The organism is Oliverpabstia sp., assembly GCF_022785585.1.
GTDB lineage: Bacteria > Bacillota > Clostridia > Lachnospirales > Lachnospiraceae > Oliverpabstia > Oliverpabstia intestinalis.
This window is the reverse complement of the sequence record NZ_JALFPR010000030.1, coordinates 1-14,041: the sequence shown is the minus strand read 5'-3', so window position 1 is coordinate 14,041 and position 14,041 is coordinate 1. Positions and strand designations below refer to the sequence as shown.

The following is a 14,041-nucleotide window of genomic DNA, read 5'->3' as shown; positions in this document are numbered from 1 at the left end:
TGTGATTGAAAAAAGCTGCTGCATCGCTGCAACAGCTTTTTGATTACCCATTTCTTCTACTTTGTACTTTTTCCTGATTTCGTTTTCATGACATACCACAGAGCACCGGTGATACATACAGAAGAGTAAGCACCACATACGATACCTACCATGATCGGAAGTGCGAATTCGCGGATAGAAGATACACCCATAACAAATACTACAAATATGGTAATAAATGTAGTGAAGGATGTATAAATACTTCTGGTCAGTGTCTGGGTAATACTCATATTTACCAGTTCTTTCAGATCCGCTTTCTTGCCGGCACTCTTCAGATTCTCACGGATACGGTCGAAAATAACGATGGTCGCGTTGATAGAATAACCAACTATCGTCAGCATGCAGGCAATAAAGGTATTACCTACAGAGATTCTTGACAGTGCATAGAATGCAAGTACTACCATTACATCATGTAACAGTGCCAGAACCGCACTGGATGCAAAACGTACATCTTTGAAACGGAACCAGATATACAGCAGCATACAGATCGTAGCGATCAGGACTGCCACAATCGCATCTCTTCTCATCTCAGAACTTACCGTAGAGGAAATACTCTCTGCGGTGATCTTGCTGTCATCCACACCAAAGCTGTCTACCAGTTTCTGGTTCAGTTCTTCTCTCTCATCCAGGCTCAGAGATCTTGTCTTAATGATAACCGCATTGCTGTCAGCGACTTTGGATATCTGAATATTTGCATCACCGGTTACTTCCTGTACTACCGGTTTTACCTGGCTGTCAAGGTCATCGATGGACATGTCATCATTGAAAGTTACGTTCGTAGACGTACCACCCATGAACTCCAGGCTGTAGTTCAATGCTTTTCCGTCTTTTGCATGGAACACGCCCATTCCAACCGGAACAAGCAGAATCAGGATAACAGAAATCGTAAAGAATAATTTTCTCTTTCCGAGGAAATCGATGGTTTTTCTTTCTTTCTGTTTTCCGTAGAACTTTTCATTCCGAAGTCCCACTGCATAGAATGCGTTCACCAGCAGTCTGGAAATTACCAGTGCGGTAAACATGGAAAGAACGAAACCAAGAGCCAGTGTCATGGCAAATCCTTTGACACTTCCGCTTCCCATTGCTCCCAGAACAGCAGCTGCGATCAGAGTTGTGATGTTACCGTCCACAATGGCGGACATAGCTTTCTCGAAACCGGTCTTAATGGCGCTTCTTACACTCTTACCTGCTGCAATTTCCTCACGGATACGTGCATAGATAATAACGTTTGCATCCACCGCCATACCGATGGAAAGAATGATACCTGCGATACCCGGAAGGGTCAGCGTCAGGTCAAAAGCATTCAGCATTACCAGTTCCAGTCCGGTATAGATAGCCAGTGACAAAGCAGCTACCACACCCGGCAGAGCGTAAACGATAATCATAAAGATTCCGACCAGTACCAGACCGATGGCACCGGCGATCAGGCTTGTCTTGATTGCCTGCTGTCCCAGCTGTGCACCTACCACGTTAGAACGAAGTTCTTCCAGTTCCAGTTTCAGAGAACCGATACGGATAATAGATGCCAGTTCTTTTGCTTCTTCGATGGACTGCTGTCCGCTGATCTGTGCTTTACCGTCAGAGATCACACTTTGTACAACCGGTGAACTGATAGTTTCTCCGTCATATACGATAGAGATTCTTTTTTTCAGGTTTGCTGCAGTTGCCTCTGCGAATTTTGTGGTACCGTCTTTGGTCAGTGTCAGTTCTACGACATACTGTTTGCTTCCGGTTGTCTGATCTTCTGTGACACCGCCGTCTGCACCTGCGATATCGCTTCCGTCCAGAACTACGTTGCCGCTTTCATCCTGGAATTCCAGAGATCCCGGTTTACCAAGATCTTCCAGAATCTTATTTGCATCGGTTACACCAGGAATCTCTACGGTGATACGGTCATCACCTTCCTGATATACCTGTGCTTCTTCACTGTAGTCTTCCACACGTTTCTGAAGTTTATAGACGGTATCATCCATATCTTCCTGAGACGGATCGTCTCCTTTTGCCTGGTATGTGATACTTACACCACCGGACAGATCCAGACCGGTCTTGATATTTTTTGCAGACCCGGTTCCGGTCGGGCCGAATCCCACAGCGGTTGTAAAGGCTAACAGACCAATCAGAACCACTGTAAGAATCAGCACAAGAACTCCCTGTTTTTTCTTCATCTTCTTATACCTCTTCTTCTGCCATAGCAGCTTTTATCATGATTGCACACTCTACGCGCTTACGTTCCAGCTCGCAGCCCACTTCGTAAACATCATCGATTTTCCCTTTGAAGTTATAGGAGTTTGCCGCACAGCCGCCACTGCAGTAGAATCGTGCAAAACATTTCTTACATGCCTCTTTTGCATAGACGTTGCAATTTTTAAAATCTTTACAGATTGCAGGTTTTGTGATTCCCTCGTCCACATTACCAAGAAGGAAATCTTCGTTTCCTACAAACTGATGGCACGGATACAGGTCTCCCCATGGGGTAACTGCCAGATACTCTGTTCCTGACCCACATCCGGACAGACGTTTGTATACACAAGGACCCCCGGTCAGATCAAGCATAAAGTGGAAGAAATTAAATCCGTTTCCTTCTTTATTTCGTTTGATCATCTCTTTTGCCAGGGTATCATATTCTTCAAACAATTTCGGAAGGTCTTCCGGCTGCAGTGCATAGTCCGCATCCGAAGGTGCTACAACCGGCTCTACAGATATCTGTTTGAATCCCAGATCTGCCAGGTTCAGTACATCCTTGGAAAAGTCAAGATTATAATGGGTAAATGTACCGCGGGCATAATATTTGTCCTGGTTACGGCTCTCTGCCCATTTCTGGAACTTCGGAACTACCAGGTCATAGCTTCCGGCACCTTTGCGGAACGGACGCATATGATCGTGGACTTCTTTTCGTCCGTCGATACTCATAACCACATTGCCCATCTCTTTATTACAAAACTCCATCACTTCATCGTTAACCAGAACACCATTGGTGGTCAGGGTAAAACGGAAGTTTTTATTATGTATCTTTTCCTGCTCTCTTCCGTAAGCTACCAGGTCTTTGACAACCTGCCAGTTCATCAGAGGTTCCCCTCCGAAAAAGTCTACTTCCAGATTTCTCCTGCTTCCGGAGTTGGCAATCAGAAAATCCAGTGCTTTCTTTCCTACTTCGTAGGACATCAGTGCACGTCTTCCATGATATTCTCCTTCTTCCGCAAAGCAGTACTTACAGGCCAGATTACAGTCGTGGGCAATATGCAGGCACAGTGCTTTGACTACAGTTGGCCGTTCTTTAAAATGCTCTATCGCATTTTCATAAATGTCCTCGGTAAACAGCATTCCCTCATCGGTCAATTCCTGAATCTCTTTAAGAGCTGTCTTCAGGTCTTCTCCGGAATAAGAAGCCGACAGTTTTTCTGTCACTTCTTCGTTGGAACATCCCTGATCCAGCAGGGCGATACAGTCATATACAATATCGTCCACCACATGAACGGATCCGCTGTTTACATCCAGAACAATTGCGTATCCATTACTTTTATACTGATGAATCACTTATTTGTTCTCCTTTTTCTTTTCTTGAGCAGCAGCATCTTCTGCTTCGATATACAATGTAATCACAATTGATCCACCGGATCAATTCTTGATATGCTATGTAACAAAAAGCAAGCAGCGGCTTTTGGACCGCTGCCTGTATGTTCCAAGCATCATAGAGCCTGCTGATTTCTTATTTTGTGTTTTCGCAGCTCTGATTTCCTACTGTACAAGAAGTCTTGCAAGCAGACTGGCAGGATGTCTGACATTCACCACATCCACCTTTTTTCATTGTGTTCTGTAAACTTTTTGTATTTAAAGTTTTAATATGTTTCATTTTGCTTCCTCCTTATGTTATTACTTCTTGCATTATAGCATATGTTCTTTCATTTTCAAAGAGTTTTTTTCGCAACTTCCGGCTATTTTCACGATCTGCCACTGTTTTCAGGCTCCCGTCACCATTGCTCCCAAAGTTGACGACCCTGCACAGATAAGAAGTGTAAGAAATGCACCTTTTACCCCCGATCCCGTACCTCCACCGGAAAAGATGGTAAGCAGCATCAGAATACCCCAGTATATACTGCCAAGTATCATTCCCCACAGATATCTTTTTCTTTCTGCTGTTTTTCCCATATAAATTCCTCCCGATAATCCGGATAGAATATAAACAGCCAGAATACCAGCGGACACTTTTCTCTCATCCAGCTGGTACTTCAGCAACAGCAATGCCAGAAGCAAAAGCCCTGCCCCGCTGACCAGATAGGACACGATCAGACCTTTTATGACTCTGCTGCTCTTTTGTATCCAGATGTTTTTCCCTGTATCCAAAAAAATCCCTCCCATACAGTACTATATGGGAGGGTTGTACATTCTATACCTTATCGGCTTCAGATTTCTTTTTTTCGGTTTTTCTTGCCTGCGATACCAAGTGTTGCAAGCGCTGCTGCCGCGAGTCCTGCATACCAGGCTGTCTGCTGATAGTCTCCGGTCTTCGGATTGACTCTTTTCAGTGTCGTACCGTAAGCCTGCTGTGTCTGGCTCTTCTGTGTGTTTTTCTTTGTCACACTGCCGGATGTGCTTCCGTTTGAACTGCTGCCTGTATTTCCTGCGGACACATTCGGTGTCAGTTTTGTCGTAGTACTTCCGGAAGTTGTTGTATTTTTATTTGTATATGCCTTATCCGTATTGCCTACCAGAGACTGGCTTCCTGCAATCTTCAGACCTGCCACATTGTACGGACTGAAAGAAGTTGTCACAAAGCTCAGTGTTCCGTCTGCATTATAAATCGGAGTAATATACTCGATGCTTCCATCTTTCAGATAATGAATCACAACAAGCTGTGTATAGAGCTGATCGTCCGGTGCCGGCATCGTGATGCGCACCTGTTGTCCGTTCAACTGATATTCATTATCATTCATCATATCCCACAGCTTCATCTCATATGGGCTGATAAAAGTATCTACATTCTGACCGTTCAGAACGGAACTGTCAGATTTATCATTATTCAACTGTACCTGAAACTGTATGTACCATGGAAAATCACCGTCTACCGTAACGTCGTTGCTTGTTCGGTTGACCGTCTTCGCCTGTTCCTGGGCTGTCTGTAACAGTACCAGACTGTCAGCCTCTATATAAGCTTTCTGTGCTTCAGACAGTGCCTCGTATTCTTTTGTAGCCGCTATGATTGCTTCTACCTCTTCCGTTGTCGTCACTTCGCTTGGAAGGAAATCCAGCTGTTCCTGTACCGTTGCAATCTCATTCATCTGCTCCCAGGTAAGTCCGGATCCTTCTGTGCTTTCTGTATCTGCCGGTGTCTCTGGTACGGTATCAGACGGTACCTCCGGCTGTGGTTTTGGTGTCTCAGGCGTTGGTGCTGCCGGATCCGTTGGCGGTACTTCCGGTTCCGTCGGAACATCCGGCACTTCTGTTGGCTCCGGGGTAATCGTTGTGTCCGGATGTGTCACTTCTGAACCCGGATCTGCCGGTTCCGTAACCTCAGGTGTTGGCTGTGGCGTGCTCTCCGGCTGCGGTGTGACTTCCGGTGTTGTTGTCGGTTCCGGTGTCACTGTAACCTCAGGTGTTGCTTCCGGAGTCGGTGTGACTTCCGGTGTATCGGTTGCTTCCGGCGTTGGTGTGACTTCCGGTTTCAGAGAACTTACGCGAACAGTAACCTTTCTGGTCACAGTTTCGCTGTCTTCGTCCCATCCTTTTTCCTTGCTGTAATCAATCTTTTTCGCGTCATAGGGATGGAAAACCACCTGATAGTCTGTCTCGTATTCTGTTGGAACTGCATCCTCTTTTTCCCAGGAAAATACTCCGTCTCCATCGCAGCCTTCCAGGGAAATCTCTGACAGTGCTTTTGTATCTTTTACCGTAATTACTTTCGGAACATAAACTTTTTCTTTTTCTGCTGCTCCTTCTACTTCACCATCGCCGGTGATATCTTCTGTATACAGGCGGACATTATCCAGCTTCAGACAGCCGGTCACGCGAACCAGTGCATCTTCAAAATCTTCTGCGCGGCGGATAGAAACTCCGGATGGTAATTCCCAGGTTTCTTCCTCATCTACAGTAACTGTACCACAGATTCGGATCACACCGCAGGATCCTGCAAGTTCTGCTGCCTTTTCAAAGCTTTTTACTGCCTCATCCTGGCTCTCGCCGCTATTCTTATCATTTCCCGTTTTTCCATTCAGATATACGATAGTTTTTTCTTCTTTCTTTTCCCCATCCTGAGTATCTTTCTGGTCTTTTGCAGACTCCGCATATACCATCTGACCGGTTGTGGAAGAAAGAACCATCACAGATGCCATCACCATTCCCACCGTCTTCATGTATCGCTTCGCTGCCGGTTTATTATTTTTCTTCATTATCCACATCTCTCCTGCTTTGTATTCTCAGCTGCGGTTTCGCAGCTTTTTTTACTACTTTCACAGTTATTCAATTTTATATTATAACATATACTTCTCTTTTTCAACACCCCAAAAAATATGATTTTACAAGAATTTGTCTTGATTTTTGAATCGAATTCCTGTATATTCAAGTACAACTACTACATATTTTCAAAGGAGTGAATATTTTTGGATTCTGGCGACGCCATACAACTAATTGTGTTACTGCTGTTAATTTTGCTTTCCGCATTTTTCTCTTCCGCAGAGACGGCCATGACTACAGTCAACAAGATCCGTATCATGTCTCTTGCTGACGATGGGAATAAAAAAGCAAAAACCTTATTGAAAATTATTGAAAATCCGGGAAAGCTTCTGAGTACGATCCTGATCGGCAATAATATTGTCAACCTGTCGGCATCTTCTCTGGCAACCACCTGGACCACGAGAGTTCTTGGTAATGCCTTTATTGGTTTTATCACCGGCGTTCTGACCTTGCTGATTCTTCTGTTTGGTGAGATTACTCCGAAAACCCTGGCAACATTACAGGCAGAAAAAATCTCTCTTGCCTATGCACCGGTAATCTATCCTCTGACCAGGCTGCTGACTCCTGTAATTTTCCTTGTGAATCTGCTTTCGCGCGGTGTCTTATTTCTGCTTCATGTAGATCCCGATGCCAAGCCAAATGCCATGACAGAGCAGGAACTTCGTACCATCGTGGATGTCAGTCATGAAGACGGTGTCATCGAGAGCGAAGAACGGCAGATGATCTATAACGTTTTCGATTTTGGTGATTCTCAGGCCAAGGATGTGATGGTTCCCCGTATCGATATGTCTCTGATTAATGTGGATGCCACTTATGACGAAGTAATTCAGGCATTCCGCGAAGACGGTTATACACGTTATCCGGTCTATGAAAATTCAACAGATACCATCATCGGCACTCTGAATATGAAAGACCTGATTCTGCGAGATCCGAAAAAAACGTTTTCTGTACGGGATTTTCTCAGAAACCCATATTTTACCTATGAATACAAAGGTACGGCAGATCTTCTGATGGAGATGAAAGAATATGCCGTCAATCTGGCAATAGTCCTTGATGAATATGGCGCAACCGCCGGTATGATCACACTGGAAGACCTGCTCGAGGAAATCGTCGGAGAGATCCGTGATGAATACGATGCCGACGAAGAGGAAGACTTTAAAGAAATCGTTCCAAAACGAGAATATCTTGCAAAAGGTTCTGCCAAACTGGACGATCTGAATGAAGCTCTGGATCTGCATCTGGAAACGGAAGATTACGATTCTATCGGAGGTTTTGTGATCGAACAGCTCGATCACCTGCCGGTTCCCGGTGAATCCTGTATCACAGATAATCATCTGAAACTGGTCGTTGATCAGGTGGACAAAAACCGTATCGAACTTGTACACATCTATATACCGGAAGATTTTTACGATAAAAAAGAAGAAGAGGATTAACCTCTTCTTCTTTTTTATTCCACACTTTTCAGTGATTCGATCATATCAATCTTTTTCAGCCGGTAATACATCATTCCATTGACTAACAATGCAAATGCCAGTGTGATCAGTCCGCTGTACAAGAAACTTCTGAAAAATATACTTCTTCCGAACATCATCATATCCACTTCTACGGTTCGGATCACCTTTCCATGCAGAAAAGCACCGATTCCCACACCTGCGAGGATTCCGAATACCGTAAGCACCATATTCTCACGATATACATACGAAGCCACTTCTCCGTCGTAGAATCCAAGCACTTTCAGTGTTGCCAGCTCTCTCTGACGTTCTGTGATATTGATATTGTTCAGATTATACAGCACCACAAATGCCAACAAACCTGCCGATACGATCAGAACCACAATGACGATATTCAGAGAGCGAAGCATGTTGTCGATCTCACTGATCAGATCTGACGTAAAGGAGATAGCTGCGATCTCCGGATATTCCATGATCGTCTGTCCCAGTCCGTCCTCGTAACTGTCTGACGTATCTTCGTAGCGAAGCAACAGCTGATTATACTCTGCCGCTTCCCCGAACAAGGTCTGATATGTGTCTGTCGTTATATAGATAAAATGCCGCACATAATTTTCAACAATCTCCGTGATTTCGACTTTCACAATCTGATCACCCTTTTTCATCTGCACTGTATCACCGACTTTGAGTCCCAGAATATCTGCCGTCTTCTCACTGATGGCAGCCCCCTGCGCCGGGAAATCATAATGTTTTCCACTGATGCGATCACGCAGATCAAAGAAATCTCCAAAACAAGTCAGATCTTTCGGTACTTCCATCACCGCATCCACACTGCGCTTCGGTGACTGCAGTTCCACACTCTGGCAATACATCTCCAGAATCTGCTGTATCCCCGGATACGTCTCCATCTCGCTTTGTACCCGTGCCTTTTTCTCTTCCGTGGCATCCCCGTTAAAAACAGCGCTTGCCTGATAGGTAAACAGATTGACAAACTGATTCTTTGCAATCGCAGTAATCGAATCCTGCAAGCCAAATCCCACCACGATCAGTCCCATACATCCACCGATACCAATGACAGTCATAAAGAACCGCTTTTTATATCGGATCAGATTCCGGATCGTTGATTTTGTTGTAAAGTTCAGATATTTCCATAAAAATGGAATCCGTTCCAGCAGAATCCTCTTTCCGTTTTTTGGAGCCTCCGGGCGCATCAGCTGTGCCGGGCGCGCTGCCAGTTCCTTATAACATGCCACTACAGTTGCCACACCGGTACAGAGTGCACTCGCAAGGATCGCAAGTCCGCCCTCTTCCCAGTTTAACGGGGTCAGATACTCTTTCATACCCGTATACAGCATACCATACGCATTCATGATCACCCACGGCAGAATTTTCTCACCGAGCAGCACTCCGACAAATGCACCGGAGATGGTAAACATCAGTCCGTAGGCAAGATATTTTACCGCGATCACACCGTCTCCGTATCCCAAAGCTTTCAGTGTACCGATCTGCTGACGCTGTTCCTCGATCATTCGAGTCATCGTCGTCAGGCTGACAAGCGCTGCCACCAGAAAGAAAATGACCGGAAAGAACTTTCCTATATTTGTGATGCGCACTGCATCCTGTCCGTAATTTTCCGTGGAAGACACCTGATCTCGTCCCCATACATACCAGTCCGGAACCTTCAGATCTTCCAGTTTTTTCTCTCCGTCTGCAATTTCTTCTTTTGCGTCTGCCAGTTTTTTCTCTGCTTTCCGGCTTTCTTTTCTGTATTCCTTCCAGCCGTCCTCCAGTTCCGTCTCTTTCGCATCAATCTCATCTTTTGCCTCCCGGAGTGCGCTTTTTCCATCCACAATCTGCTGTTTTCCGGCAGAAAGCTGCGTCTTTCCATCTGCAAGTGCAGCTTTTGCTCCGGCAAGCTGCTTCTTTCCGTCCGCAATCTGTGCTTTTGCCTGCCCAATCTGCGCCTCACCATCCGCGAGCTGTTTTTGTACCTGACTGATCTGTCTTTCTCCTGCTGCAAGCTGTTCCTTTGCCTGTGCGATTTTCTCCTCGCCCGCCGCAAGTTCCTGACGATGCATACTGATTTCCGCTTCTCCGGCATCCAGCTGCGTCCTTGCCTGCTCGAGTTCTCCTTTGCCCAACTGGATCTGTGTAAGATTCCCGGTCAGTTCCGTCTCTTTCTGTGACAGCACTTCCTTTTGTGTTTCCAGTCCGGTAAGCTGCTGTTTTAACTCCTGCAAAGCAGTCTCGATCTGCTGCAGCTGTTCCGCATCCGGTTCTTCCATCTGCGAGAGTTGTTCTTTCTGTGCTTCCAGTCGGGTGATTTCTTCCTGCACACTTTGCATACCGGTGGCAAGCTGTTCCTGCCCTTCCTGTACCTGTGTGATACCCGCAGTTACTGTCACCTCATTTTCATCCAGCTCCTTTTCTTTTTCTTCCAGCTGACTTTTCTGTTCTTCCAGTTTCGCCGCCTGCTCCTCAAGCTGACTTTTGGCTGTATTCAGCTCTTCTTCCTGTATCTGCAGCTGTACCTTTCCATCCGTCAGTTCTGTCTGCTTTGTCGCAAGCTCCTGTTTTCCGGCTGCAAGTTCCTGCATTTTCTGCTGCAGCTGTTGTTCTCCGGCAGTCAGTTCTTTCTCCTTTGCAGCAAGCTGATTCTCCCCATTTTGCAATTCTGTCTCTTTTTCTGCCAGAAGGGATTCATTTTCCTTCAGTTCTTTTTCCTTTTCAGCGACGGTATCTTTTGCCTCTTCGATCTGCAAAGTACCGTCTTCCAGCGTCTTTTTTCCATCCGCCAGTTCCTTTTCACCGTCTGTTACCTGTTTTCTGGCATCGGAAAGCTTGTCTTGCCCCTCCTGATAAACCGTATCATATCTCCTCTGACATGCTTCCTCTTCCAGCTCTTCTACCCGGTTTTGTACCTGTTTTACAGCCTTTTCGTAAGAGGTACTGTAACTTTCCAGCTCCTTTGCCCCATCCACCTGCACATAGATTTCTGTATAAATCTCACTGGTAAACGTCTCCGGAAGTAACAGCCCAAAACTGTCAATACTGCCGTTTCCGATACTTCCCGTTCCACGGGTCAGTTCCATATAATAGGGTAACGTTGCCGATCCCACAATCGTAAACGTTTCATGAACAAGGTCATCCGAAAGTGCAGTGTCCGTACCACTCTCAAATATCACCTGATCGCCGATCTTTTTTCCGGTTCCATCCAGGAATTTCTGATCCACCAGAATTTCATCCGTTTTCTGCGGCAGCCGCCCATCCAGAATCTGTGGTTCATTTACGCCATCTTCTAACGCGATCAGCTTCACTGTCTGTTCTTTTTCCCCTTCTTTATGTAATACTTCTAACGTATGCCCGCCGGTTACCTGTGCTACGCCTTTCACCTTTGCGATATCTTCCATATCCGTGTCTGTAAGACCGAGCGTTCCCAGCACCCGCAGATCCATGTAATTTGTCTGATCGTAATAAGCATCCGCTGAAGTTTTCATATCTCCTTCTGCTGACCGAATACCCGAAAAGAACGCCGCACCCAGCAGGGAGATGAAAAAAACAGATAAAAACCGTCCTTTATTCTTTAAAATCTCTCTGAAAAAATCTTTCCGAAATGCTTTCATCCTCTCCACCTACCATTCTATCTCTTCCACCGGTGTTGGATTCTCGTTTTGTATCATCTCTGCCACCCTGCCGTTTCGTATCCGGACGATCCGATCCGCCATAGGTGTCAGTGCAGAGTTATGTGTGATCACGATCACAGTCATTCCCTTTTTGTGACAGGTATCCTGTAATAACTTCAGTATCGATTTTCCGGTCACATAGTCCAGCGCACCCGTCGGTTCATCGCAGAGCAGTAACTTTGGATTTTTTGCCAGGGCTCTGGCTATCGCCACCCTCTGCTGTTCCCCACCTGAAAGCTGTGCCGGGAAATTATACATCCGTTCCCCAAGCCCCACTTCTTCAAGAACTGTCTTTGCATCCAGCGGATCTTTACAGATCTGAAGTGCCAGCTCCACATTCTCCAGTGCAGTCAGATTTTGCATCAGGTTATAAAACTGAAACACGAAACCAATATCCTCTCTCCGATACTGGATCAACTTTTTCCCTTTCAGCTTATCCACCCGTGTTCCGTCCACAGATACTTTTCCGGTCGTTGCAGTATCCATGCCGCCGAGAATATTTAGCACCGTTGTTTTTCCTGCTCCACTTGGTCCGACCACGACCACAAATTCTCCCTTTTCTACCTGAAAAGAAATACCATCCGCAGCTTTGATCGTCACTTCTCCCATCTGATAGGTTTTTGTAACCTGATCCATTTCCACATATGCTGCCATAACACCCTCCTGCCTTCCGTATGAAATGATAACATCCTGTTCGTATCATCTGTTTATCCGAATCTCTCAGATACTCCATGAATCCGCTTCCCTGCAAAAGATCCGTTGCAGCTGTTCCCCACATTTTTCTACTTCTCCCAGTACTTCCTTTCTGCCTTTTTGCGTATCAAACCAGTTTTCCCGGTTGATTCCCACATCCGAAGGGCAAATGAGAAAGGTTGTCTGTGGGTATAAGTACTGATAATACAGCTTGCATCTTCTGGCATGCTGGGCTTTGCAGCAGATAATTGCCTTTTTCACCCGAATGCCCACTGCATCTGTCACTTTTCTGGAGTTGATCGCATTCTGATAGGTAAATGTAGCCCCGTCTTCCCGCAGGATCACTTCTTCCGGCACGCCTTCTTTTAGCAGCACATCTTTCATAAATTCCCATTCCGTCTGATACGGTCCCTGATATTTTTCCTTCATGGCCTGTACCCCTGTAAATGCACCTTTTCCGATACTGTATTTTCCGGAAGGCAGTATCCAGGGTGCCATTCCCTCTTTCCACAGTCTGGCCGCTTCTATGGACATCTGTGGAAATCCATTACCCGGTACAAAAATGATATCTGCCCTCTCCGGTTTATCCTCCACAAAAATGAAATCACTGATCTGATCTAAAAAACGTTCATATTCTCTGTCTTTCTTTTGTATTCCCATGGATCTGCTCCCTTCTTCATCCTGTCTTCTAGCGGGTTGTGATCAGAGTCTGATACCCATCCTTTCGAAGCCTTTGTTCCATCAAAACAGCATTCCCAAGCTGTTCAAAAGCTCCCACCTGGACTTTATAATATCCGTCCTGCTGTAAAATATAAGATGGATATCCCTTATCCAGAAGTTCATAATTCAGCCGGTCTGCATTTTCTTTATTTCTGAAAACTCCCACCTGCACCCGATATAAAAGTGGATCTTCCACAGTTTCCTGATCCAGTGTACCGAGAATCGCCTCAGAAATTGCTCCTGCGATTTCTGTAAATTTTTCATCAAACAGCTGATTATCCTGATCGTTGTTAATAAATCCTGCCTCCACCAGAAGTGCCGGCATATTTGTTCTTCGCAACACTACAAGTCCCGGTCGTTCTTTCACCCCGAGATTACGGAATCCCACCTCCTCCAGAGCCCCGTTAATTGCCTCTGCCATCTTCAGTTTGATTCCCGACTTGTCATAGATCAGTGTCTCTACCCCCTGATACTGATTCTGTCTTGGACTGGAATTTCTGTGAATCGAAATAAAATAATCCGCTTCTTCCCGATTTGCAATCTGCGCTTTTTCAAAGGGTGTCTGGTAGACATCCGTGGTTCTTGTATACACCACATCCTGTCCTCCTGCCTCCAGAAGTCTCCCTACTTCCAGTGCGAGCCGTAACGTATCTTCCTTTTCCTGCCTGCCAGGATAGACTGCACCCGGATCTTCTCCTCCGTGTCCACTGTCCACTACAATCTTATATGCCATATTTTTCCGCCCGTATTTCTTTTCTTCTTTTACTATATGCCGGTATACGGAGAAATGTTGTTTTATAATTTATTATAACAAAAAGGACACCGGCGTAAAAGCCGATGCCCTGATTTTATAGATATTTTATATTATTTGTTACTGTTCACTCCGTGCCCAGCAACACGCTGCGCGATGCACAGAATTTATGCTAATCGCATAAATTCGCGCGATATGTCTCGGGTTTTCTGTGACCTTCGCTCACAAAAAACACCTCGCGGGATATTACCAGTGAACAG

The 14,041-nt window shown here is 45.6% G+C and carries 10 protein-coding genes; 1 reads left to right on the top strand and 9 read right to left on the bottom strand.

The features are described 5' to 3' along the window. Positions 1–56: 56 nt before the first annotated feature. The 5 genes from secD to MSA64_RS01530 form a co-directional block, all read right to left on the bottom strand. Entirely contained in the window at positions 57–2,204 is a 2,148-nt protein-coding gene (secD, locus tag MSA64_RS01550; RefSeq protein WP_287890259.1) for a protein translocase subunit SecD, read from the bottom strand. Between the two features lie 4 nt (positions 2,205–2,208). Beyond that, on the bottom strand, positions 2,209–3,573 hold the full coding sequence (gene scfB, locus MSA64_RS01545; protein WP_022172543.1) for a thioether cross-link-forming SCIFF peptide maturase: 1,365 nt from the start codon (positions 3,571–3,573) through the stop codon (positions 2,209–2,211). 172 nt (positions 3,574–3,745) lie between these two features. Continuing rightward, a complete protein-coding gene (gene scfA / locus MSA64_RS01540; RefSeq protein ID WP_022172544.1) occupies positions 3,746–3,889 on the bottom strand; it encodes a six-cysteine ranthipeptide SCIFF in 144 nt (47 codons plus the stop codon). A gap of 107 nt (positions 3,890–3,996) precedes the next feature. Then, on the bottom strand, positions 3,997–4,380 hold the full coding sequence (locus tag MSA64_RS01535) for a TIGR04086 family membrane protein (RefSeq protein ID WP_205839907.1): 384 nt from the start codon (positions 4,378–4,380) through the stop codon (positions 3,997–3,999). Between the two features lie 59 nt (positions 4,381–4,439). After that, positions 4,440–6,422 (bottom strand): hypothetical protein, encoded by a 1,983-nt coding sequence (locus MSA64_RS01530; RefSeq protein ID WP_287890255.1) that lies wholly within the window; start codon positions 6,420–6,422, stop codon positions 4,440–4,442. Positions 6,423–6,632: 210 nt separating this feature from the next. Here MSA64_RS01530 and MSA64_RS01525 point away from each other — a divergent pair, with 210 nt between their 5' ends. Next, positions 6,633–7,919, top strand: coding sequence for an HlyC/CorC family transporter (locus tag MSA64_RS01525; RefSeq protein ID WP_277664282.1), 1,287 nt, complete (start codon positions 6,633–6,635; stop codon positions 7,917–7,919). 14 nt (positions 7,920–7,933) lie between these two features. Here MSA64_RS01525 and MSA64_RS01520 read toward each other — a convergent pair whose 3' ends face one another. From MSA64_RS01520 to MSA64_RS01505, 4 genes are all read right to left on the bottom strand, one after another. Further along, complete coding sequence (locus tag MSA64_RS01520) at positions 7,934–11,431, bottom strand: FtsX-like permease family protein (RefSeq protein WP_287890254.1); 3,498 nt, start codon at positions 11,429–11,431, stop codon at positions 7,934–7,936. Positions 11,432–11,566: 135 nt separating this feature from the next. Next, positions 11,567–12,271, bottom strand: coding sequence for an ABC transporter ATP-binding protein (locus MSA64_RS01515; RefSeq protein WP_022172549.1), 705 nt, complete (start codon positions 12,269–12,271; stop codon positions 11,567–11,569). Between the two features lie 66 nt (positions 12,272–12,337). Beyond that, entirely contained in the window at positions 12,338–12,970 is a 633-nt protein-coding gene (locus MSA64_RS01510) for a YdcF family protein (protein ID WP_117524271.1), read from the bottom strand. A gap of 28 nt (positions 12,971–12,998) precedes the next feature. Then, complete coding sequence (locus MSA64_RS01505) at positions 12,999–13,763, bottom strand: N-acetylmuramoyl-L-alanine amidase (RefSeq protein ID WP_154431654.1); 765 nt, start codon at positions 13,761–13,763, stop codon at positions 12,999–13,001. Positions 13,764–14,041 lie beyond the last annotated feature (278 nt).

Bases quoted from the DNA above. Each gene is read 5' to 3' on its own strand.
- MSA64_RS01510 (WP_117524271.1), bottom strand. From the start codon at position 12,970: ATGGGAATACAAAAGAAAGACAGAGAATATGAACGTTTTTTAGATCAG.
- MSA64_RS01505 (WP_154431654.1), bottom strand. From the start codon at position 13,763: ATGGCATATAAGATTGTAGTGGACAGTGGACACGGAGGAGAAGATCCG.
- MSA64_RS01520 (WP_287890254.1), bottom strand. From the start codon at position 11,431: ATGAAAACTTCAGCGGATGCTTATTACGATCAGACAAATTACATGGAT.
- scfA (WP_022172544.1), bottom strand. From the start codon at position 3,889: ATGAAACATATTAAAACTTTAAATACAAAAAGTTTACAGAACACAATG.
- secD (WP_287890259.1), bottom strand. From the start codon at position 2,204: ATGAAGAAAAAACAGGGAGTTCTTGTGCTGATTCTTACAGTGGTTCTG.
- MSA64_RS01515 (WP_022172549.1), bottom strand. From the start codon at position 12,271: ATGGCAGCATATGTGGAAATGGATCAGGTTACAAAAACCTATCAGATG.
- MSA64_RS01530 (WP_287890255.1), bottom strand. From the start codon at position 6,422: ATGAAGAAAAATAATAAACCGGCAGCGAAGCGATACATGAAGACGGTG.